23 protein-coding genes are annotated in these 20283 nt (G+C 67.1%); 9 read left to right on the forward strand and 14 right to left on the reverse strand.

Going from position 1 to position 20283, the window contains the following annotated elements; all coding sequences use genetic code 11:
• The first annotated feature begins 6 nt into the window (after positions 1-6).
• Positions 7-888: a 1,4-dihydroxy-2-naphthoate polyprenyltransferase gene (locus tag ABIB51_RS04535; RefSeq protein WP_354185896.1), complete on the forward strand. Its 882-nt coding sequence runs from the start codon at positions 7-9 to the stop codon at positions 886-888.
• 36 nt (positions 889-924) lie between these two features.
• On the opposite strand, the gene ABIB51_RS04540 is transcribed toward ABIB51_RS04535, so the two are convergent.
• Positions 925-1233 carry a DUF4229 domain-containing protein gene (locus ABIB51_RS04540; RefSeq protein ID WP_354185898.1) on the reverse strand — a complete coding sequence of 103 codons (309 nt, stop codon included), beginning with the start codon at positions 1231-1233 and terminating at the stop codon, positions 925-927.
• 119 nt (positions 1234-1352) lie between these two features.
• On the opposite strand from ABIB51_RS04540, the gene ABIB51_RS04545 reads away from it, so the two are divergent.
• Entirely contained in the window at positions 1353-1772 is a 420-nt protein-coding gene (locus ABIB51_RS04545) for a PLD nuclease N-terminal domain-containing protein (RefSeq protein ID WP_354185900.1), read from the forward strand.
• A 313-nt stretch (positions 1773-2085) separates the two neighbouring features.
• On the opposite strand, the gene ccsB is transcribed toward ABIB51_RS04545, so the two are convergent.
• The 5 genes from ccsB to ABIB51_RS04570 are packed head-to-tail and all read right to left on the reverse strand — an operon-like array spanning position 2086 to position 7117.
• Positions 2086-3192, reverse strand: coding sequence for a c-type cytochrome biogenesis protein CcsB (gene ccsB, locus ABIB51_RS04550; RefSeq protein ID WP_354185902.1), 1107 nt, complete (start codon positions 3190-3192; stop codon positions 2086-2088).
• Complete coding sequence (gene resB / locus ABIB51_RS04555) at positions 3192-5048, reverse strand: cytochrome c biogenesis protein ResB (protein ID WP_354185904.1); 1857 nt, start codon at positions 5046-5048, stop codon at positions 3192-3194. Before resB ends, ccsB begins: the two co-directional genes overlap by 1 nt.
• The gene (locus ABIB51_RS04560; RefSeq protein WP_354185906.1) at positions 5048-5803 is read right to left on the reverse strand and encodes a cytochrome c biogenesis CcdA family protein; all 756 of its coding nucleotides are present in this window, start codon (positions 5801-5803) and stop codon (positions 5048-5050) included. Before ABIB51_RS04560 ends, resB begins: the two co-directional genes overlap by 1 nt.
• A 16-nt stretch (positions 5804-5819) precedes the next feature.
• Complete coding sequence (locus tag ABIB51_RS04565; protein ID WP_502916069.1) at positions 5820-6449, reverse strand: TlpA family protein disulfide reductase; 630 nt, start codon at positions 6447-6449, stop codon at positions 5820-5822.
• 2 nt (positions 6450-6451) lie between these two features.
• Positions 6452-7117 carry a histidine phosphatase family protein gene (locus ABIB51_RS04570; protein WP_354185908.1) on the reverse strand — a complete coding sequence of 222 codons (666 nt, stop codon included), beginning with the start codon at positions 7115-7117 and terminating at the stop codon, positions 6452-6454.
• Positions 7118-7327: 210 nt separating this feature from the next.
• Between ABIB51_RS04570 and ABIB51_RS04575 the strand changes: the two genes are divergently transcribed.
• The 3 genes from ABIB51_RS04575 (at position 7328) to ABIB51_RS04585 (ending at position 9874) form a co-directional block, all read left to right on the forward strand.
• The gene (locus ABIB51_RS04575; protein WP_354185910.1) at positions 7328-7876 is read left to right on the forward strand and encodes a YceI family protein; all 549 of its coding nucleotides are present in this window, start codon (positions 7328-7330) and stop codon (positions 7874-7876) included.
• A gap of 186 nt (positions 7877-8062) precedes the next feature.
• Complete coding sequence (locus tag ABIB51_RS04580) at positions 8063-8845, forward strand: hypothetical protein (protein ID WP_354185912.1); 783 nt, start codon at positions 8063-8065, stop codon at positions 8843-8845.
• Positions 8846-9070: 225 nt separating this feature from the next.
• Positions 9071-9874, forward strand: a complete 804-nt coding sequence (locus ABIB51_RS04585) for a hypothetical protein (protein WP_354185914.1) — start codon at positions 9071-9073, stop codon at positions 9872-9874.
• Positions 9875-9924: 50 nt separating this feature from the next.
• Here the strand turns inward: ABIB51_RS04585 and ABIB51_RS04590 are convergent, their stop codons facing one another.
• A complete protein-coding gene (locus ABIB51_RS04590; RefSeq protein ID WP_354185916.1) occupies positions 9925-10620 on the reverse strand; it encodes a redox-sensing transcriptional repressor Rex in 696 nt (231 codons plus the stop codon).
• Between the two features lie 73 nt (positions 10621-10693).
• A complete protein-coding gene (locus tag ABIB51_RS04595) occupies positions 10694-10966 on the reverse strand; it encodes a glutaredoxin family protein (protein ID WP_354185918.1) in 273 nt (90 codons plus the stop codon).
• A 106-nt stretch (positions 10967-11072) separates the two neighbouring features.
• Here ABIB51_RS04595 and ABIB51_RS04600 point away from each other — a divergent pair, with 106 nt between their 5' ends.
• Positions 11073-11891, forward strand: coding sequence for an HAD family hydrolase (locus tag ABIB51_RS04600; protein ID WP_354185920.1), 819 nt, complete (start codon positions 11073-11075; stop codon positions 11889-11891).
• 133 nt (positions 11892-12024) lie between these two features.
• Here ABIB51_RS04600 and ABIB51_RS04605 read toward each other — a convergent pair whose 3' ends face one another.
• From ABIB51_RS04605 to ABIB51_RS04620, 4 genes are all read right to left on the reverse strand, one after another.
• Positions 12025-12123: a 30S ribosomal protein bS22 gene (locus ABIB51_RS04605; protein WP_003792170.1), complete on the reverse strand. Its 99-nt coding sequence runs from the start codon at positions 12121-12123 to the stop codon at positions 12025-12027.
• A gap of 190 nt (positions 12124-12313) precedes the next feature.
• Complete coding sequence (locus ABIB51_RS04610; RefSeq protein ID WP_354185922.1) at positions 12314-12526, reverse strand: helix-turn-helix domain-containing protein; 213 nt, start codon at positions 12524-12526, stop codon at positions 12314-12316.
• A 175-nt stretch (positions 12527-12701) separates the two neighbouring features.
• The gene (locus tag ABIB51_RS04615; protein ID WP_354185924.1) at positions 12702-13814 is read right to left on the reverse strand and encodes a 3-deoxy-7-phosphoheptulonate synthase; all 1113 of its coding nucleotides are present in this window, start codon (positions 13812-13814) and stop codon (positions 12702-12704) included.
• A gap of 247 nt (positions 13815-14061) precedes the next feature.
• On the reverse strand, positions 14062-14751 hold the full coding sequence (locus ABIB51_RS04620; protein WP_354185926.1) for a FadR/GntR family transcriptional regulator: 690 nt from the start codon (positions 14749-14751) through the stop codon (positions 14062-14064).
• 120 nt (positions 14752-14871) lie between these two features.
• Here ABIB51_RS04620 and ABIB51_RS04625 point away from each other — a divergent pair, with 120 nt between their 5' ends.
• On the forward strand, positions 14872-16200 hold the full coding sequence (locus ABIB51_RS04625; protein WP_354186194.1) for an alpha-hydroxy acid oxidase: 1329 nt from the start codon (positions 14872-14874) through the stop codon (positions 16198-16200).
• Positions 16201-16225: 25 nt separating this feature from the next.
• Here ABIB51_RS04625 and ABIB51_RS04630 read toward each other — a convergent pair whose 3' ends face one another.
• Both ABIB51_RS04630 and ABIB51_RS04635 read right to left on the reverse strand, forming a co-directional pair.
• Positions 16226-16774: an ArsR/SmtB family transcription factor gene (locus tag ABIB51_RS04630; protein WP_354185928.1), complete on the reverse strand. Its 549-nt coding sequence runs from the start codon at positions 16772-16774 to the stop codon at positions 16226-16228.
• Between the two features lie 54 nt (positions 16775-16828).
• Positions 16829-18052, reverse strand: a complete 1224-nt coding sequence (locus ABIB51_RS04635) for an acetoin utilization protein AcuC (RefSeq protein WP_354185930.1) — start codon at positions 18050-18052, stop codon at positions 16829-16831.
• Between the two features lie 103 nt (positions 18053-18155).
• Between ABIB51_RS04635 and ABIB51_RS04640 the strand changes: the two genes are divergently transcribed.
• Both ABIB51_RS04640 and ABIB51_RS04645 read left to right on the forward strand, forming a co-directional pair.
• Positions 18156-19586: a TrkH family potassium uptake protein gene (locus tag ABIB51_RS04640; RefSeq protein WP_354185932.1), complete on the forward strand. Its 1431-nt coding sequence runs from the start codon at positions 18156-18158 to the stop codon at positions 19584-19586.
• Positions 19587-19626: 40 nt separating this feature from the next.
• Positions 19627-20265 carry a potassium channel family protein gene (locus ABIB51_RS04645; protein WP_502916073.1) on the forward strand — a complete coding sequence of 213 codons (639 nt, stop codon included), beginning with the start codon at positions 19627-19629 and terminating at the stop codon, positions 20263-20265.
• Positions 20266-20283: the final 18 nt, after the last annotated feature.

The following is a 20283-nucleotide window of genomic DNA, read 5'->3' on the forward strand; positions in this document are numbered from 1 at the left end:
CTGACCGTGGCCACAGCCGCTCAATGGATCCAAGGCGCCCGTCTGCGCACCCTGCCGGCCGCGATCGCGCCCGTCCTGATCGGCACCGCGGCCGCGTATGAGATGGACGCGTTCCGCCCGCTCAACGCCGTGCTGGCCGGGCTGGTGGCCCTGCTGCTGCAGATCGGCGTGAACTACGCCAACGACTACTCGGACGGCATCCGCGGCACCGACGAGGACCGGGTGGGCCCGCTGCGGCTGGTCGGCTCGGGCGCCGCGAAGCCCGAGCACGTCAAGTACGCCGCGTTCGCTGCGTTCGGGCTCGCCATGGTCTTCGGCCTGGCGCTGGTCATCATGACGCAGACCTGGTGGCTGATCCTCGTGGGCATCGGCTGCGTCCTCGCGGCGTGGGGCTACACCGGCGGCAAGAATCCCTACGGATACCTGGGCCTGGGCGATGTGTTTGTCTTTGTGTTCTTCGGGCTGGTGGCCACGCTCGGCACCACCTACACGCAGGCCGGCCAGCTCAGCCTCGCTGCCATCATCGGCGCCATCGGCACGGGCCTCATTGCCTGCGCACTGCTGATGGCCAACAATGTCCGGGACATCCCCACGGACCGGAAAGCCGGGAAGAAAACCCTGGCGGTGCGGCTTGGGGACAAGCATGCCCGGGAAAGCTACGTGCTGATGCTCGCCGTCGCGATCCTGCTCGTGATTGTGCTGGCACCGACCCGGCCCTGGATGCTCATTGTGCTGCTGCTGGTCCCCGCCAGCCTCATGCCGTCCTGGCTGATGATTGCCGGCCGGCGCCGCAAGAGCCTGATCCCGGTCCTCAAGCAGACGGGGCTGATCAACCTCGGCTACGCCGTGCTGTTCTCGCTGGGCCTGGTGCTGAGCCGCGGGTTCTAGCCGCTTTCCCGGGCCGCTGCCCGGGAAAGCCGGTGCCTAGGAGTCCTTGGGGCGGGTGTCCGTGTGGACAGTGATGTCGGGGTGCTTGTCGACCAGGCGGTCCTCGGCGTCGGCGTCGGCCACTTCACCGGCGCTGCGCATTGGCTTCGCTTTGCCGGAGAACCGGCTGTGCAGCGACGCGGCGGCCGCGTCGCGCTGCTTCTGGAAGAAGAGGAAGCTGATGGCGAAGGCCATCATGCCGGCGCAAACCACAGCCAGGAACCACCCCAGCTGCAGGTAGACGAACAGCGCGAACAATGGCACAAACAGCGCCAGCCGGATCAGGGAGTATTTCAGGAAAGCCACACTGCAAGTTTAGCCGTCCGATCGGCTCCGCTGCCCAGCCGGTGTTCGCCGGGGCCGCTTCCTGCCCTGCCGGCGGCACGGGAGAAGCCGGAGACTCCCCCGGACGCTAGACTGATTACATGCTCCGTGTAGTGGTTGTCGTCGCCGTTCTCGTCGTGTTTGTCTACGGACTGGTCGACGTGATCCGCACTGATGCCCGCCAGACCAAGGGCATTTCCAAACCGGCATGGATCGTGGTCCAGATCGTCCTTCCCGTGATCGGCGCCATTCTCTGGTTCCTCATCGGGCGCCCGCGCGGCACCGGACCGGCCACGGCCAGCTACAGCCACCCCGTCGCCCCCGACGACGATCCCGACTTTCTGCGCAACCTCGAAATCCGGCGCCGCAACCAGGCCGAGGTCGAGCGGATCAAGAGGCTCAAAGCCGAGCTCGATGCCAAGGAGCGCGGGGCCGACGGCGGTCCCTCCGCCGGGACCGGCGAGGCACGCGGCTCCGAATCCGGCGACGCCGGCACACCGGGCACCGACGAGGTCAAATAAGGCCGGTCAGGCCAGGCCTGCTGGTTCTTCCCCGACGGGCTCCGTGCCGCACCGTTTGCCGCATCCGGCCTGCGCCGTGGACAACCGTCGGACCCCGGCCGCGCGGCCGCAGAATGCTCCTGTGCGTCCTCCCCGCGGGCTTCCCCGGCATCTCCTGAACCAACCCTTCACCGTGGCCCGGGCCCGCCCGGCAAGCCCCCCGCCCGACGGACGCGAATGGCCGCTAAGCGGGGCGGCTTAGCGGCCATTCGAGGCGAATCGTGGTGTGGCGAAACGTGTTCCCGCGGCCCGGGAAGGACCGCGTGCGCAGCGTCTACAGGCCCGAGTAGGAGTGCAGTCCGTTGAAGAACTGGTTCACAATGGTGAAGTTGAAGACGACGCAGAGGTAGCCGACAATTGAGAGCCAGGCCGCGCGGGTTCCGGTCCAGCCGCGGGTGGCGCGGGCGTGCAGGTAGCCGGCGTAGACCACCCAGATCACAAAGGTCCAGACTTCCTTGGTGTCCCAGCCCCAGAACCGGCCCCAGGCCTTCTCGGCCCAGATGGCACCGAACATAAGCGTGAAGGTCCAGCCGACGAAGGCGATGGCATTGATCCGGTAGGAGAGGTTCTCGAGGCTGAGCGCCGACGGCACCAGGCGCATGAACCCGAGCTTGTCACCGCCGCCGGCCGCGACGGTCTTCTGCCGGTGGGCCTGGACCAGCTGCAGCGCGGACATCGCAAACGTCAGGGTGAAGAGCGCGGATGAGATCACTGCGATGGAAACGTGGATGATCAGCCAGTAGCTCTGCAACGCCGGCACCAGGTGGCCCACGGGCGTCCAGAAGGCCACGGCGGCCGCGACCAGCATGATGATGGCCAGGCCGATCACGAAGGTGCCCAGGAAGCGGAGGTCGCGGCGGATCAGCACCAGCAGGAAGACGGCCACGGCGACGAACGCGCCGGTGGTCAGGAACTCGTACATGTTGCCCCACGGCACCCGGCCGGCTCCGATGGCCCGCGTGATGACACCGGCCGCGTGGATGGCAGCGCCGAGTACGGTCAGGGCGACGGCGACCCGTGCGGGGACGCGGCGCTCGGCGGCGTAGCGCATGGCGCTGTCGGCGGTCCGGCCGATCCCGCTTCCGCCGTCGCCGGTGCTGCCCGAGACGGACGACGACGGGCGCTCGGCCCGGCCGACAGGCCCGGCCACGTCCGAGTCTGCGCGGTCAACGGCACCGCTGGCGCCTACGCCGGCAGCGACCGGAACGCGCGCCGCCTCGGCGTCAGCGAGCCCGGCAGCCTTGAGGTCCACCGCGCGCAATACTTTGCTGCTCTTGGCCAGGTCCCAGGCGAAGGCGATGAACGCCACCGTGTAGGTGCCGGCCGCGAGGAGCATGAACAGCTCGCTGTACTGGCCCATGGTTTCGTTGATGGGGAGCATTACTGATCCTTCTTTGACTCAGGCGAGCCGGCTGATGACGGGATGGAGTCTGTTGCGGAACTGTCCTGGGCGGCCTGCTCCGGGCTGGCGCCGGGCATGTCCGCAGCCGCCCGGTCATTATCCGCTTTCCCGCTGGGAGCTGACTGGGAGCCAGCGGAGGCGCCGCCGTCCAGTTCCCATTCCTTTGCGAGCAGCGACCGGATGCCGGCGGCTTCACCGGCGAGCCGGTGATCCTCGCCGCGGGCCAGGAGGCCGTATTCCACCATGGTGCGCCCGTCTGCGTGGGTTCCGGTCCGCACCCAGACGCGGCGGCGGTTGACGTACAGCGAGGTGACCAGGCCGGCGACCGCCAGGAGTGCGAAGATCAGGGCGTAGAGCTGGCCGGGGTTGTGGTGGATGTCCACGCCGACGTAGCGCTTGACGCCGTCGAAGCTGATGGACCCCTTGCCGTCAGGCAGGGTGAAGCTGGCGCCGGGCGTGAGCGTGATGCCGCCGGCGTCGAGGTTCCGGGCGTTGAGCGGAGTCAGCTTCTTGACGTCGAGTTCGAAGACGTTCTGCGGGGCGCCGTCGTTCAGGCCGAGGTCGCCGTAGTACGAGTTCAGGGTCAGCTGCGGGTTGATCAGCTCCGGATCGCCGCTGAAGGAGACGCCTTCCTCGGTGACGAAAGCCGTGGGCAGGAAGAAGCCGGCGAAGGCGAGCTGTTCCGGTTTGGCGTCGGGGACCTTGATGACTGCGGAGGAGTAATAGTTGTCGCCCTGGAGCTTGGCCACCACGGGGCCCTGCATGGCCACATTGCCGGCGCCGTCGCGGACTGTGACCACCGGCGCGTAGCCGTTGCCGGTGAGGTAGATGCTGGTGCCGCCCAGCGCGAGCGGGTCGTTGACCTTCAGCATGTCCTTCTTGGCGGGCGAGTCTGGGGTTTCCTTCGTGGTCACGTCGGCCTTGAAGTCGATGGGCTGGCCGAACTTGCCCTTCGATTCGCGGTCGAAGGTGATCTGGAACTTGTCCAGCTGGACCGAGTACGGCTGCAGCTGGCTGCTCTGGAAGTTGGTGCCGGGGGTGAACTGGTCGTAGCCGACGAGGGTGTTGACGAACGTGTCGCCCTCCACCAGGATCCGCTGGCCGCTGTAGCCGAACAGGCCGCCGACCGCGACCGAGACCAGGACACCGATCAGCGAGGTGTGGAAGACGAGGTTGCCGACTTCCCGCAGGAAGCCCCGCTCCGCCCCGAGGGACGGCCGCGCGCCGTCGCGGTCCCGGACATCGACGCGGTAGCCGCGCTTCTTCAGCAGTCCGGCCGCCTCGGTGATGGCCGCCGACGCCGGGATCCCGGCGTCGGCAGGGATCACGAGCGTGCCGTATTCAGGCAGGCGGGAGAGCCGGGCTGGCGTGCGCGGCGGCTGGGAGCGCATGGCCTTGTAGTGCGCGATGGCCCGGGGAACGACGCAGCCGATGAGCGAAATGAACAGCAGGATGTAGATGGCCGAGAACCACGCCGAGGAGTAGACGTCGTACAGCTGGAGCGTGTCCAGGAGCTTGCCGTAGTCCGGGTGGTCCTTGATGTACTGCGTGACGATGGACGGGTTGGCGGGCCGCTGCGGGAACAGCGAGCCGGGCACCGCCGCGACCGCGAGCATCAGCAGCAGGAACAACGCCGTGCGCATGCTGGTCAGCTGGGTCCAGGCCCAGCGGAGCATGCCCAGCGGGCCGAGGACCGGGAGGACAGCCTCCGCTTTAGCGGTGGATACAGCGGTGGATACAGCATCTGCGGTGGGCTTGTCGGCCGGAACAGGCGTGCCCTCCGGCGTGGTGCCGGGGGCCGGGGACTTCTTCTCTACGTTCACTCGCTCGCTCATCAGATCGGCAATTTCACATCGGTTTGGAACCAGTACTGCAACCCGGAAACCCAGGTTCCCCACACGCCGCTGGCCATTAGCAGGCCCAGCACAATCAGGATGGCGCCACCGGTGCGCTGGATGGCGAGCCGGTGTTTGCGGAAGAAGGACATCACGCCGATGCCCCGGCGCACGGCCAGGGCGATCAGCAGGAACGGGATGCCCAGCCCCAGGCTGTACACGAAGGCCAGGAAGGCGCCCTTGGCGGCGGAGGATCCGCCGGACAGACTCAGGAGCTGGACGGCGGAATAGGTGGGCCCGATGCACGGTGCCCAGCCCAGCCCGAAGGTGATGCCCAGCAGCGGCGCTCCCCACAGCCCGGCGGGCGGCTTGGCATGGATCTTGGCGTCGCGCTGGAGCCAGCCGAAGCCGCCCATGAACACGACGCCCATGACGATCACGAGGACGCCGAGCAGCTGGGTGATCCATTTGTTCTGCGACCCGGTGATCAGCGTCCCCAGCTGGCCGAACGCCCCGCCGAGCAGCACGAAGATCACCGAAAAGCCCAGGACAAAGAGCCCGATGCCGGCCAGCATCCGGCCGCGCTTCTGCTTCTGGAGGTCGACGCCGGTCAGTCCAGTGACGTAGCCCAGGTAGCCCGGGACGAGGGGCAGCACGCACGGCGACAGGAAAGAGACGAATCCGGCCAGCAGCGCCACGGGGATGGCAAGCAGGAGGGAACCGTTCAGGATGGCTTCGGCGAAGGGGCTGTTCACGATGGCGGGCCGTCCGCTACTCGGCCACGGCGGCGGCAATAAGGGACTTCAGGGTGCCCTTCTGGATTTCGCCGAGGACACGGGAGGCCACCCGGCCCTGCTTGTCCAGCACCAGCGTGGTGGGCACCGCCCCCGGCGGGACAAGGCCGGAGACGGCCAGCAGCACGGCGCCGTCCTTGTCGTTGAAGCTCGGGTAGGTGAGGTTGAACGTCTTGTCGAACGCCTCGGCGGTGGCCTTCTCGTCGCGCAGGTTCACACCGTAGAACTGCACACCCTGGCTCTTGAAATCCTGGTGCAGGGCCTCCAGTGAGGGCGCCTCCACCCGGCACGGGGCACACGCGGCGAACCAGAAGTTGAGCACTGTGACCTTGCCCTGGAAATCCGCAGCGGACACGGCCGTCCCATCGAACAGGGTGCCGTTGATGGCAATGGGGTTCTTGCGGTCCGCGACGGCGAACTCCGTCACCGACCCGTCGCCGGCCACGTAGTTCTTGTTGTCGCCGGCCTTGGCCTGCTTGGCGAGCGCATCCTCTTGCGCGCAGCCGGAGAGCCCCAGCACGACGGCGAGCGCCGCCGCGCCGCCCGCACTCAGCATGCGCCGGCGGGACAGCGGCGATCCGGACAAGGGTGAACTACCGCCTGTCATGCTCAGGCTCCCGGGGTGCTGGACGCACCGGGCAGGAGGACGGCGGCGGGCTCGCTGTAGTCGACGCGCACAAGGGCGCCGTCGTCGTCGAACACGAGGGACGTGACCGAGGTGAGGGTGCATTCCCGCTTACGCGGATCATGCCAGAGCGGTTTGCCTTCGGCGCTGAGCCGGGTGGCCCAGATGGGCAGCTGGTGGCTGACCAGAATGGCCTCGGCGCCGTCGCCGCCGAGTTCGATGGCCCGCAGCCGCGCGTCCTGGACGGCGGCGATGACCCGGGCGGCCTGCTCCTTGTAGGGCTCCCCCCAGGAGGGCCGGAACGGGTTGCGCAGCATCGGCCAGTGCCGGGGCCTGAAGAGTTCCGCCTTGGAGACGTGCAGCCCCTCGAAGTAGTTGGCGGCCTCGATGATCCGTCCCTCGGTGGTGATCTCGAGATTGAGCGCCTCGGAGATGGGCTGCGCCGTCTCCTGTGCCCGGGTCAGCGGCGAGGCGGCGAGGTGGACGATCTTCACCCCCTGCGCGGACCGCTCACTGAAGTGCTCCGCAAGCATCTGCGCCATCTCCCGGCCGAGCTCGGAGAGGTGGAATTCCGGCAGCCTGCCGTACAGGACGCCATCGGGATTGTGGACCTCGCCGTGGCGAAGCAAGTGAACAGTGGCTTGGGGCATGTGTACCAGTTTCTCAAAGATATCGGGCGATTCGAAATCTTCTACAAGAAGTAGAACTGAAGAGATTTGAGAAATGTTCCCCACCGTTGGAATAAAAGATGCAAATGCATGTTTATACTTGGTGAAGCAGTTAGTTGAGACTTCAACAAATGAGGTTTCAGGTGACGATCAGACCTACCGCACCACCCACCCGACTCAAGGAGAAACACCATGGCTCTTCCCGCCAACGTCACCACCGGCACCTGGACGCTCGACAACTCGCACAGCGAGATTGCCTTCACCGTCCGCCACGCAGGCATCAGCAAGGTCCGCGGCCAGTTCAAGGATGCGGAAGCTACCCTGAACCTCGCCGAGAACGTCGCCGATTCCAAGGTGAACGCCACCATTAAGACCGCGAGCTTCGACTCCGGCGACGTCAACCGCGACGGCCATGTCCGCGGCGAAGACTTCTTCGACGTCGAGAAGTTCCCGGAGATCTCCTTCGTGTCCAACTCCATCGTTGCCAAGGGCGACGCCTATGAGCTGCAGGGCGACCTCACCATCAAGGGCGTCACCCGCCAGGTGGCCCTGGAGACCGAGTTCAACGGCGTGGCCGTTGACCCGTTCGGCAACACCCGCGCCGGGCTGTCCGCTGAAACCACCATCAGCCGCAAGGACTTCGGCCTGACCTGGAACGCCGTGCTGGATGCCGGCGGCGTGCTGGTCAGCGACAAGGTTGCCGTCAGCCTCGAACTGGCCTTCATCGCTCCCGCAGCATAGTCAGAACCTGCAGCTTCACCCCGCTTCGTCACTGCGACGAAGCGGGGTGCTGTGTTTAAGCGAAGGAAACCCCGGACGCCGGTATTCTCGCCCGCCGGGACGGCCCCTCCAGGGGAGTCCCGATATGGCCCGCAACGGGCTGAAATTCCGTAGATAAGGGCTGTATCGCGGTCTACAGTGAGAGCCATGAGCAACCCAAATGAGGTACCCCCGCCGCAGCAGCCGGATGCCCGACCGCCGAAGCCCAGCAGCGATCCGCCCACCGGCGCCGAGCCGCCCCGGGTCAGTCCGCCGGCCCCAGAGGGATACCAGCCCCCGCCGGCCGGCTATCAGCCGCCACAGCAGGGCTACCAGCCGCCACAGCAGGGTTACCGGCCGCCCGGCCACCAGGCACCGGGCCAGCAGGGCTACCAGCCATCGCCGGGCTACCAGGCACCCCAACCGGGCTACCAGGCACCGGCGCAGCCTGGGGCCGCGGGAGGGTTCCGCTTTGAGATGCCCGCCGACCGGCCCAGGAACTTCAACGACGTGATGCCCCGCGGCGGCTTCTCCGGGATGTTCAGCGTCACCGGAATGCCTACCGAATTGAAGGTGTCCTACTGGGTGTGGCTGATCGGCGGCCTCCTCGGGCTGCTGGGCGGCGTCATCGGCCTCTTCGGGTCCTTTGTCCTGCTGGCGGTCGTGCCGGGCATCGGCGTCCTGTTGCTTCTGCTGGTGCTGGTGGCACTGGCGCTGGCCGCGGCGCAGATCATCCTGGCCATGAAAATGAAGGAAGGCCGGGAGTGGGCACGGTTCGCCCTCACAATCGTCGCCGGGGTGTCCCTGCTCCTGGCCATCATCGGCGCCGGCGCCGCGGACGGCCGCAACGGCAGCGGTTGGCCCGGTTTCATCATCAGCCTCGCGGCCACCGGGCTGATGTGGCTGCCAAATTCGCAGGCCTGGTTCGCGTCCTTGCGGGGCCGCGCCTGACGCGCGGCCCGGCCGCAGCACACGGCGGGAGGCCGCAGCGGGGCACCTGCCCCGTGGCGGCTTCTTCGGCGCACGGACCCTGCCGCCGGATTCGGTTGAGAATACCTCTCCGGAATGATCCGCGCCGCGGCTGGCCCGCTGTACGGTTGAAGTAAACCATGCTGGGGGCAGGGCAGGATGACTGGTCCCGGTAGCCGATCCCGATCGACTTACAAAGGACCGACCATGAGTAATCCTCCAGTCCCGCCGTCAAACCCGGACGGCTCCGTCCCCGGCGATCAGCCCACGCCGCAGTATGGCCAGCAGTCGCCGCCGGCTCCGCAGTACGGCCAGCAGACCCCGCAGGCTCCCCAGTACGGCCAGCAGACCCCGCAGGCTCCCCAGTACGGCCAGCAGACCCCGCAGGCTCCCCAGTACGGCCAGCAGGCCCCGCAGGCTCCCCAGTACGGACAGCAGGCGCCGCAGTACGGAGCGCCGCAGTATGGCCAGCAGTCCCCCCAGGCCCCGCAGTACGGCCAGTCCCCCTACGCCGCCCAGTACCCCGCCGGCCAGCAGCAGGCTCCCGGTGGCGTGCCCAAGCTCGTCAATATCGCGTTCTGGCTGATCGTCGGCTCCGGCGCAGTGTGGCTGCTCTCGCTCCTGCTGGCCATCTTCACGCTGGACACCCCGGCGGTGCGGAACATGTTTGAAGACCAGATGGCGGCCAGCGGCGCCGCGGAGGTCAACTTCAGCGAGATCAAGCCCTTCCTCGTCGGTACGATCGTCGTCTTCGCCGTGATCAGCGCCGCACTGTACGCCGTCGTCGCCCTCAACGTCCGCAAGGGGAAGAACTGGGCCAGGATCCTGGGCACGGTCTTCGCCGCGCTGTCGGTCTTCAGCCTCTTCCCGCTGAGCATCGGCACCCTTGCGGTGCTCGCCGGCATTGCGGCCATCGTGATGCTGTACCTGCCCGCGACGTCGCCGTACTTCAGCAAGCAGCAGCCGTTCGCCAATCCCTACGGCCAGCCGGGTGGCACGTTCCGGAAGTAGTCCGCAGGCTTCAGCGCACAGGGCGCGGGAACCGGGAGGTCTGACTGAGGCTAGTCAGCATCCTCCGGATCCTGCGTCCTTTGTGCGTGATAGGCCAAAATCTGGAGTTCGGTCGCCATATCCACTTTGCGCAGGTTGACTCCCGGCGGAACCTGCAACATCACCGGCGCGAAGCTGAGGATGCTCCGCACTCCGGCGGCAACGACCCTGTCGCACACGCTCTGCGCCACTGCGGCTGGAAGTGCCAGGACCACCATGTTGGCGCCCGTCCGCTGCAGGACCGGTTCGAGGTCGGCCGCGTCGCTGACCCGAAGCCATCCCACCTCGCTGCCCACCACCATCTGGTCGGCATCGAAAATCGCCACAATGTCGAATCCTCGGGATTCAAAGCCGCCGTACCGGGCGAGAGCCTTGCCCAGGTTGCCGGCGCCGACGATCGCGACTTTCCAGTCGTGCGTCAGCCCCAGGGCGGCGGCAATATTCCGGTTCAGGTATTGAACCTCGTAGCCCACTCCGCGCGTTCCGTAGGACCCCACGTAGGACAAGTCCTTGCGCAGGGTCGACGGACTGACGCCGGACGCCTCGGCCAGGGATTCGGAGGAGACGCGGTCCACGCCATCGGCCAGCAGCGTGGTGAGGGCGCGCAGGTAAATGGTCAGCCGGGCCACGGCCGCGGGCGGAATCTGCTTGGCGGCAGTCCCGGCCGCCCCGGGCACAGCCTCGGGGGATGAGTCCAGCGAAGTCACTATCTGCTCCATTGCGTCGCGTTGTGCTTCCCACTCTAAAGCCCCCGCAGTTCAGCCAACAAAGCAGTCACGTTCAGGGCTGCGTGTCCAGCGCCCGTCGCAGGGTCCGCGCCAGGCGGACTTCATCGATCTTCCAGAAATCACGCTGGATGCCGTCGACGAGCACCACGGGGATCTCCTCCGCGAAACGCTCCCGCAATTCCGCATCGTCATCCACCGGTTGCTCCCTCCACCCGATCCCGAGGGCATCCGTGACACGTCCGACGACGGCGCGCGCCTCCGCACACAGATGGCAGTCGGCTTTGGTGATCAGAACGACGTCGGGCAGGGTCGCGGGCTTGGGCATGGTTCCACGGTAGTCCCGCACCCCGTCCGGCGTCGAAGCGCGGCGCCGCGGGCCGCCGGAACCCCCAGGCGACGGAACCTGATCAGGCATTGACTAGACTCGAGGCATGCCCGAGGAGAAGTACGTCGCTGTGGTCACGCGGCCTGTTGCAGCACCGCAGCACGGCGAAGCCGCCTTTTTCGACGTCGATAACACCCTCATGAAGGGCGCCAGCCTCTTCCACGTGGCCCGCAAGATGCACCAGCGCGGCGCGTTCACGATCCCGCAGGCCGCCGGTTTCGCCTGGAAGCAGTTCATGTTCGTGCTGCGCGGGGAAAACATGGACGACGTGCACGCCGTCCGGGACTCCGCCCTGACGCTGGCCTCGGGATTCACGGTTGAAGACGTCGAGGCGCTCGGCGAAGAAGTCTACGACGAGATGATCGAGTCCCGGATCTGGCCCGGAGCCAAAGCCCTGGCCGAACAGCATCTCAGGGTGGGCCGCAGGGTCTGGCTGGTGACAGCGACGCCGATCGAGGTCGCTACGGTGATCGCCACCCGGCTCGGCCTGACCGGTGCCCTAGGCACGGTCGGCGAAATCCTGGACGGCTCGTATACCGGCCGCCTGGTGGGCGACATCCTGCACGGGCCGGCCAAGGCAGTGGCCGTGAAGGAGATTGCCCGGGTCGAGGGCCTGGACCTCAACCGGTGCTGGGCCTACAGCGATTCGCACAACGACATCCCGCTGCTGAGCATGGTGGGGCACCCCGTCGCCATCAACCCCGACTCCCGGCTGCGCCGCCACGCCCGCGAGCACAACTGGCCGGTCTACGATTTCCGCTCCGGACGCCGGGCCGCCACGCTGGGCCTCAAGGCCGCAACGGTGGGAGGTGCCATCTACGGCCTCTGGCGGGGATTCTCCCGCTTCCGCGGCCCCACCCGCTGACCAGCAGGCTGATCCGTTCACTGCGCCGGTTCGGGCCGCCGCTCCGGGGGGCCACTTCGGCCGCCGGGCCAGGGCAAAAGAAAATGCCCGCCGCCGGGTAGGCAACGGGCATTTCACGCAGTGCGAAGTATTGCTACTTCTTATTGCGGCGCTGGTGGCGCGTCTTGCGAAGCAGCTTGCGGTGCTTCTTCTTGGCCATACGCTTGCGACGCTTCTTAATAACTGAACCCACGAAAGTTCCTTACCGGCTAGATGTAGTACCTGCCGGTTGGTAAGGGTCCGCGGGCTAAGCAGCAGACTGTACAACTGACAGGTTCTTACAATGACGTAAAACGTTCCTTAACAGGGTACCGCCTATCCGGGGCACACCATGACCGCGACCCCGGTATGGTGCCCGCGGCCGGTATCCGGTTCCGCAAAACTCAGGCAGTCTCCGTGTGTCCGTCAACAACAGCACCCTTGAGATACTGTTCCACGGCATTTTCCGGCACCCGGTACGAGCGGCCGAAGCGGACAGCGGGCATCTCTCCGGAGTGGACGAGGCGATACACAGTCATTTTGGACACCCGCATCAGTTCCGCGACTTCAGCCACGGTCAAGAAGCGTGCGTTGGAGAAATTTGCCTCAGGAGACATCTCTATTCCTTTTGCTCAAGCGAACGGCAGCCCATCTGAATGACATGGCGGTGTGCCGATGCTGAGCCATCTAACAACCATGTGTTAGTAACTCTAGGTGCTCGTGGTGCCAATGTGAAAGGTTTCGCAGGAATCCCTACGGACTTTCCGCAGGAATCGGCAAAGATTGCCGAGCCTACGCCTTCGTGCGGCGTATCCGGGCCGACGCCGCCAGCTGCCCGAGGACCGATACCGTCACGTCCCAGTCCATGCAGGCATCCGTGACACTCTGGCCGTAGGCCAGATCGTCACTCCCGGCGGCATGATCCGCGACGTCGAGGTTCTGCGCCCCGCCGACGAGGAAACTCTCCAGCATGACTCCTGCGATGGCACCCGCCGACTCCCCCGCGTTCTCCAGCTGGGCGCCGATTTCCAGGGCCACCTCGGCCTGGCGGTGGTGGTTCTTGCCGCTGTTGGCGTGGCTGGCGTCCACGATCAGCCGCGGGTTCAGCTGCCGCGCGGACAGCGCGGCGGAGGCTGCGTCGACGTCGGCGGCCGAGTAGTTGGGGCCCTTGCGTCCGCCGCGGAGAATGATGTGGGTGTCCGGATTCCCGGCCGTTGAGACGAGCGCGGCCCGGCCCTCGCCGTCGATCCCGAGGAACGCCTGGGCCGCCGCGGCGGCGCTGCAGGCGTCGAGCGCGACCTGGAGGGCGCCGTCGGTCCCGTTCTTGAAGCCGATCGGCATCGACAGGCCCGAGGCCAGCTGCCGGTGGATCTGGCTTTCGGTGGTGCGGGCGCCGATGGCTCCCCAGGAGACCAGGTCCGCCATGTACTGGGGGCTGATCGGCTCGAGGAATTCGGTGGCCGTGGGCAGCCCGAGGGCGGTGACCTGCTGCAGGAATCGGCGGGCGGCGCGGAGCCCTCCGGCGATGTCGTGGCTGCCATCGAGCCGGGGATCGTTGATCAGGCCTTTCCAGCCCACCGTGGTGCGCGGCTTCTCGAAGTAGGTGCGCATGACGACAAGCAGGTCTTCCCGGTGCTTCTCGGCCTGGCTGACCAGCCGGCGGGCGTATTCCAGCCCGGCCTTGGGGTCATGGATGGAACACGGACCGACGATCACCAGGAGGCGGTCATCGACGCCGTCCATGATGGCGCGGACCTCATCCCGGCCCCGGCCGACGACTTCGGCGGTCCGCGTGTCCAGCGGCAATTCAGCCATCACGGCCTGCGGGGTGGGCAGCGGGGTGAACTCGCTGACACGGAGATTGGAGGTGGCCTGCTGGGATTCGTGGGCTGCTTCGATGCTCATGTTCGGGTCCTGTTCCGGGATGCGGAGCGGGCCCTGATCAGAACCCGCCGAGAAATGGCGAAGGGCAGAGAATGATCTCTGCCCTGTTGGCTCTGAAGGAAGGTTGGATGCGTGTCAGCTCGACGCGGGCCCCTCCAGAGCCAACGAAAAATACGCATACCAACGGTTTGTCATAACCCCGACCATAGCTCCGGCATTGCCTCCGCCGCAAAATCCGGGACGTAACATTCCAGCCGCGGCAGGCAGGTCAGGCCCCGGATCCCAGCCCGGCCTCCGCGTAGTAGCCCTCGATGTGGTCCGCCACCAACTGCGCCGCGCGGCCGCCGTCGTGGGCGCTGATGGCCGCCAGGATCCCCCGGTGTTCCGCCCGGAGCCGGGCCGCGGTGGCGTTCCAGTCCGGCAGGTTACCGGTGAGCCGGCCCGCGTAGTCCTGGATGGCTTCACGCAGGGACCCCATCATGGCGCTGACCACGGCGTTGCCTGCGGCATCGGCGAGCGCCAGGTGGAAGCGCACGTCCAGTTCGAGGAACGCCTCCGTGCCCTCACAGCTGTCCATCTGTTCCAGCAGCCGGGCGGCCTCGGCAAGGGCCGGCGACTCCGGGCGGGCCCGAGAGGCTGCCCAGGATTCCAGCAGCACCCGGGTCTCCACAATGTCCTTGACGGGCAGGTGCGAGGTGGCCACGTGCAGCCGGAGGGCCGAACCCAGGGCCGCGGTGGGGTCGGCAATCACCACGGTGCCCGCGTCGGGGCCGGAACCGACCCCGGCGCGGAGAACGCCCATGGCCTCCAGAACGCGGATGGCCTCACGGACCGACGTGCGGGAGACCTGGAGCTGCTCGGCGAGCGACCGCTCCGCGGGCAGCCGTCCGCCGAGAGCCAGCTGGCCGTTGGAGAGCTGGCCCTCGATCCACTTCAGGACAAGCTGGTGGGTGCGCATGGCCCCATCGTACTTGATGTGGTTGGACCACACCCTTAGACTGTGGTTGGACCACATGCCTGGCGGAGTTTCGCCGGGCTCGCAGACACCCAGGAACACGAGACCTGCCCGGAGGCAGCCATGACGCAGACGATCGAGCCCGGCAACCCCGAGGCGCCCACCACTCCCGCAGCCACCACACCGGACAACCACGCGTCCGGTGCCGCGGCCGGGACTGTTCCGGCGGCCCTGAAGCGACGTATCCCGAAGTACTCGGACCTCGCGCCGCTGATGCAGTTCAAGAAGCCGGAGTTCAGCCGGGAAGCCAGGCTCCGCAGGGCCAGCACCATCTGGGACCTCCGCGACATCGCCAAGCGCCGCACGCCCCAGGCCCCGTTCGACTACACCGACGGCGCAGCGGAAGCCGAGATCACGCTGCGCCGCGCGCGCCAGGCGTTCCTCGACATCGAGTTCCGGCCCGGCATCCTGCGGGATGTATCCAAGGTCGACCTCGGCACCCAGATCCTGGGTAAGCCGTCGCTGCTGCCGGTGGGGATCGCCCCGACGGGCTTCACCCGGATGATGCAGTCCGAGGGTGAATACGCCGGCTCCCGGGCCGCCGCGGCAGCCGGCATCCCGTACACACTCTCCACGATGGGCACGGCGTCCATCGAGGACGTCGCGGCCGCCGCCCCGGACGGCCGGAACTGGTTCCAGCTCTACCTCTGGACGGACCGCGACCGCTCACTGGAGCTCATCGAACGCGCCGCCAGGGCCGGCAACGACACCCTGATGGTCACCGTGGACACGGCCGTCGCCGGCGCCCGCCTCCGCGATGTCCGCAACGGCATGACCATCCCGCCTGCCCTGACGCTCAAGACCGTGCTGGACGCGTCCTACCGCCCGGCCTGGTGGTTCAATTTCCTCACCCACGAGCCGCTGACGTTTGCCTCGCTCTCCCGCTACACGGGAACGGTGGCGGACCTGATCAACTCCATGTTCGACCCCACCCTGACGTTCGAGGACCTCGACTGGCTGCGTGAAACCTGGAAAGGCAAGCTCGTGGTCAAGGGCATCCAGACCGTCGAGGACGCCCGCAAGGTGGTGGACCACGGCGCCGACGGCATCATCCTGTCCAACCACGGCGGACGCCAGCTGGACCGGGCACCCATCCCGTTCCATCTGCTGCCCGAGGTCACCGCAGCGTTGCGGAAGGACCACAGCGACGCCGCCGTCATCCTGGACACCGGCATCATGAGCGGTGCGGACATCATCGCGGCGCTGGCCCTGGGCGCTGACTTCACGCTGATCGGCCGGGCCTACCTCTACGGGCTGATGGCCGGCGGGCGGGCCGGCGTGGACCGGGCAATCCAGATCCTGAAGACGGACATGGTCCGCACCATGGCCCTGCTGGGAGTCAGCCGGATCTCCGAGCTGAACCCCGACCACGTCCGGCTGCTCGGCAGGTAGCCCGCGAAATGACAGTTGGCGCAGGTTACTTCTTCCGGCCGAACTTCGGCAGGTTGGCAAGCAGGTCTGCGGCCTTCGTGGCGGCCCGCCCCACGGAGCGTCCGATCTGTTGCGGCATTTTGTCCTCGCCGGCCGTTCCGACGGGGAGGACGACGGCGGGACTCAGCGGGCTGCCCGCGGTCCGGCCGGACAGTGCGGCGGCGGCCGGCGGCGCCGCGACCGGCACGGCAGCGGACGCCATGCTGTCAGGGACAGGCTGCGGCCGGGTGTCGGCGGGCACCGGCGGAGCCTCCGGCGTTGCGGTTTTCGGACCACCGACGTCGAATGTCTCCAGCCAGCTGGCAACGCCGGCCAGGGGCTTCGGGTTCAGCGCGTAGTAGCGTTTCTGGCCCTGCGCGCGCATGCTCACGAGGTCCGCTTCGCGGAGCACTTTGAGATGTTTGGAAATGGTGGGCTGGCTCGCCTCAAGCTCCTGGACCAGTTCCCCCACTGCTTTGTCCCCCTTGCGGAGGGCCACCAGAATGTCACGCCGGGTTGCCTCAGCAATGACGGCAAATACGTCGTCTGTCACCATGCCCTCCACACTAGCGACATATACGCCGGATGGCATCAACTATTTCCTGACCCGCTAGTCGAACCAGGGGTCCAGGCCGTAGAGCGGAAAGACTTCCTTGCGGGTCGCCATCACGGTGCGGTCCACTTCGTCGTTGGGGTCGAAGCCGACCTCCCAGGAGCGCCACCAGAGGTCGACGTCGTCGCCCATAACCGCGGGCGGTTCCACGCCATATTTGGCCCCGTATTTGTCCCGCACATAGCGGCGCCAGTCCTCCGGGACCGGCGTGCGGAGCGGCACCGGGCGTCCGGCGGCGATCGCGATCAGATGGCTCCAGGATCGGGGCACCACGGTGACGACGTTGTAGCCGCCACCGCCGGTGGAGATCCAGCGGTTGCCGCAGTGGCGGGCGGCGAGGTTGCCGATCGCCGTCGCGGCCTCCCGCTGTCCGTCCACGCTGATGTTCAGGTGGGTGAGCGGATCCAGCCGGTGCGAATCGCAGCCATGCTGGCTGACAATCACTTCCGGTTCGAAGGCTCCGACCAGTTGGGGCACCACCGCGTGGAAGGCCCGGAGCCAGCCGGCATCGCCCGTGCCGGCCGGGAGTGCAACGTTCACGGCACTGCCCTGTGCTCCCGGCCCGCCGGTCTCGTTGGCGAATCCGGTGCCCGGGAAAAGTGTCAGCCCGGACTCGTGCAGGGAAATGGTCAGCACCCGGGGATCGTCCCAGAAAATGCTTTGTGTGCCGTCGCCGTGGTGGGCGTCGACGTCGATGTACGCGACCCGCTGGACCCCGCCGTCGAGCAGCCGCTGGATGGCGAGGGCGGCGTCGTTGTAGATGCAGAAGCCGCTAGCGCGCTCGCGTGAGGCATGGTGCATGCCGCCGCCGAAGTTCACCGCGCGGACCGCGCTGCCGTCCAGGATCGCGGCGGCGGCCAGGAGTGAGCCGCCGGCAAGTCGGGCGCTCGCCTCGTGCATGCCGGCAAATGCGGGATCGTCCTCGGTGCCGAGTCCACGCTCCAGGTCCGGGGTGTCCGGATCCGCGCTGACGCGCCGGACGGCGGCGACGAACTCGGGGCTGTGGACCGTGCGGAGGTCCTCGTCCGAGGCCACGTCCGGGGCCGCCACGGTGACGTGGTCCAGGTCCAGCAGGCCGAGGCTGCTCGCCAGCCGCGCCGTGAGCTCCATCCGCTCCGGGGCCATCGGGTGGCCGTGGCCGAAGTTGTACGCGGTCATCTCCAGATCCCACACCACCGTCGTCGGCAATGCGGTCTGGGCGAGTCCGGGCAGGTATGTCATCAATCACAGGCTACCGGAGCGTGCCGGCCCGATCCCCCGTCATTGCGCGGGGTTTAGTGGTTTACTACTGGAGGAAGCCGTTTCAACCGAGGACAAGCCACACATGACGCAACGCCAGTCGAGGTCCACGAGCCCGGCCAGCTGGCACCCGGGAGCTTCGGAGCGGGAGGGCCTGTGGATTTTCACCCGCCTGCGCGACTTCATCGACCACATCGCCAACAGTTCGCCTGCCCGGCTCGCACTGACGACGTTCGGCGTCGTCATCCTGATTTTCACGGGCCTGCTCTCATTGCCGGTGTCATCCGCCACGGGTGAAGCCACTCCCCTGCACCAGGCCCTTTTCACCGCGGTGTCCGCCGTGTGTGTCACCGGGCTGACCGTCGTGTCCACCGCCGTGCACTGGTCCTTCTTCGGCCAGCTCATCATCCTGATCGGCATCTTCGTCGGCGGCCTCGGCACCCTGACGCTGGCCTCGCTGCTGGCGCTGATGGTGAGCAAGCGGTTGGGGGTCCGCGGAAAGCTGATCGCCCAGGAGGCCATGAACGCCGGCCGGCTGGGCGAGGTCGGTACGCTGCTGAGGATCGTGATCGTCACCTCCGTCGTCATTGAGGCGGCGCTCGCCCTCCTGCTGATCCCCAGGTTCCTGACGCTGGGGGAAAGTTTCGGCCAGTCGGTCTGGCACGGTGTGTTCTACTCGATTTCGGCCTTCAACAACGCCGGCTTCACCCCGCACTCGGACGGCATCGTCCCCTATGAGACCGATCTGTGGATCCTCATCCCGCTCATGATCGGCGTCTTCCTGGGCAGCCTGGGCTTCCCCGTAGTCATGGTGCTCCAGCAGAACGGGCTGAACTGGAAGAAATGGAACCTGCACACCAAGCTGACCATCCAGGTCTCCTTCATCCTCCTCGCCGCGGGCACCGTGCTGTGGGGCCTGCTGGAGTGGGAAAACATGCGGACCATTGGCGGCATGGACCTCGGCGACAAGGTCACGCACTCGCTCTTCGCATCCGTGATGACCCGCTCCGGCGGCTTCAACCTGGTGGACCAGAACCACATGGATTCCACCACGATGCTGCTGACGGATGCGCTGATGTTCGCCGGCGGCGGCTCGGCGTCGACGGCGGGCGGCATCAAGGTGACCACCATCGCCGTGATGTTCCTGGCGATCGTGGCCGAAGCCCGCGGTGACTCCGATGTGAAAATCTACGGCCGCACCATCCCGGAGGGCACCATGCGGGTCGCCATCTCGGTGATCGTGGCCGGCGCCACGCTCGTCGCGGTGTCGGCGTTGCTGCTGCTGCACATCAGCGGCGCGTCCCTGGACCGGGTCCTTTTCGAAACCATTTCCGCCTTCGCCACCGTGGGGCTGAGCACCAACCTCAGCGCCGAACTGCCGCCGTCGGGCGTCTACGTCCTCAGCGTCCTGATGTTCGCCGGCCGCGTCGGAACCGTCACCCTTGCCGCCGCCCTGGCCCTGCGCCAGCGCAGCCAGCTGTACCACTACCCGGAAGAGAGACCGATCATTGGCTAACTCCTCAGACGCCGTCAACCGGCCCGCCCATAACGCCCCAGTGCTGGTGATCGGGCTGGGCCGCTTTGGCGCATCCACCGCCGAACAGCTGGTCAAGCAGGGCCGCGAGGTGCTGGCCATTGAACGCGACCGGACGCTGGTGCAGAAGTGGGCCAGCGTCCTGACCCACGTCGTCGAGGCCGATGCCACGAATATCGATGCGCTCCGCCAGCTCGGCGCGCAGGAGTTCAGTTCCGCGGTGGTGGGTGTGGGCACGTCGATCGAGTCCTCCGTGCTGATCACGGTCAACCTCGTGGACCTCGGCATTGAGCACCTCTGGGTCAAGGCGATCACACCTTCGCACGGCAAGATCCTGACCCGGATCGGCGCCAACCACGTCATCTATCCGGAGGCCGATGCCGGCGTCCGCGCCGCGCACCTGGTCTCCGGGCGCATGCTGGACTTCATCGAGTTCGACGACGACTTCGCGATCGTGAAAATGTACCCGCCGCGCGAGACGGTGGGCTTCACCCTGGAGGAGTCCAAGGTCCGCTCCAAGTACGGGGTCACGATCGTGGGCGTGAAGTCCCCCGGCGAGGACTTCACCTACGCCCGGCCGGAGACCAAGGTCTCGGCACGGGACATGCTCATCGTGTCCGGCCACGTGGACCTGCTCGAGCGGTTCGCCGCAAGGCCGTAAGGCCGCGGCGTATACCGG

This window comes from Arthrobacter sp. UYCu712, assembly GCF_040547005.1.
GTDB lineage: Bacteria > Actinomycetota > Actinomycetes > Actinomycetales > Micrococcaceae > Arthrobacter.

What these genes read in the sequence shown, in the direction of transcription:
- ABIB51_RS04565 (WP_502916069.1), bottom strand. Translation starts at nt 6,449, where the DNA reads ATGACAGGCGGTAGTTCACCCTTGTCCGGATCGCCGCTGTCCCGCCGG.
- ABIB51_RS04620 (WP_354185926.1), bottom strand. Translation starts at nt 14,751, where the DNA reads ATGCGCACCCACCAGCTTGTCCTGAAGTGGATCGAGGGCCAGCTCTCC.
- ABIB51_RS04595 (WP_354185918.1), bottom strand. Translation starts at nt 10,966, where the DNA reads ATGCCCAAGCCCGCGACCCTGCCCGACGTCGTTCTGATCACCAAAGCC.
- ABIB51_RS04635 (WP_354185930.1), bottom strand. Translation starts at nt 18,052, where the DNA reads ATGACATACCTGCCCGGACTCGCCCAGACCGCATTGCCGACGACGGTG.
- ABIB51_RS04580 (WP_354185912.1), top strand. Translation starts at nt 8,063, where the DNA reads ATGAGCAACCCAAATGAGGTACCCCCGCCGCAGCAGCCGGATGCCCGA.
- ccsB (WP_354185902.1), bottom strand. Translation starts at nt 3,192, where the DNA reads ATGCTCCCCATCAACGAAACCATGGGCCAGTACAGCGAGCTGTTCATG.
- ABIB51_RS04545 (WP_354185900.1), top strand. Translation starts at nt 1,353, where the DNA reads ATGCTCCGTGTAGTGGTTGTCGTCGCCGTTCTCGTCGTGTTTGTCTAC.
- resB (WP_354185904.1), bottom strand. Translation starts at nt 5,048, where the DNA reads ATGAGCGAGCGAGTGAACGTAGAGAAGAAGTCCCCGGCCCCCGGCACC.
- ABIB51_RS04570 (WP_354185908.1), bottom strand. Translation starts at nt 7,117, where the DNA reads ATGCCCCAAGCCACTGTTCACTTGCTTCGCCACGGCGAGGTCCACAAT.
- ABIB51_RS04640 (WP_354185932.1), top strand. Translation starts at nt 18,156, where the DNA reads ATGACGCAACGCCAGTCGAGGTCCACGAGCCCGGCCAGCTGGCACCCG.
- ABIB51_RS04575 (WP_354185910.1), top strand. Translation starts at nt 7,328, where the DNA reads ATGGCTCTTCCCGCCAACGTCACCACCGGCACCTGGACGCTCGACAAC.
- ABIB51_RS04600 (WP_354185920.1), top strand. Translation starts at nt 11,073, where the DNA reads ATGCCCGAGGAGAAGTACGTCGCTGTGGTCACGCGGCCTGTTGCAGCA.
- ABIB51_RS04625 (WP_354186194.1), top strand. Translation starts at nt 14,872, where the DNA reads ATGACGCAGACGATCGAGCCCGGCAACCCCGAGGCGCCCACCACTCCC.
- ABIB51_RS04610 (WP_354185922.1), bottom strand. Translation starts at nt 12,526, where the DNA reads ATGTCTCCTGAGGCAAATTTCTCCAACGCACGCTTCTTGACCGTGGCT.
- ABIB51_RS04615 (WP_354185924.1), bottom strand. Translation starts at nt 13,814, where the DNA reads ATGAGCATCGAAGCAGCCCACGAATCCCAGCAGGCCACCTCCAATCTC.
- ABIB51_RS04585 (WP_354185914.1), top strand. Translation starts at nt 9,071, where the DNA reads ATGAGTAATCCTCCAGTCCCGCCGTCAAACCCGGACGGCTCCGTCCCC.
- ABIB51_RS04630 (WP_354185928.1), bottom strand. Translation starts at nt 16,774, where the DNA reads ATGGTGACAGACGACGTATTTGCCGTCATTGCTGAGGCAACCCGGCGT.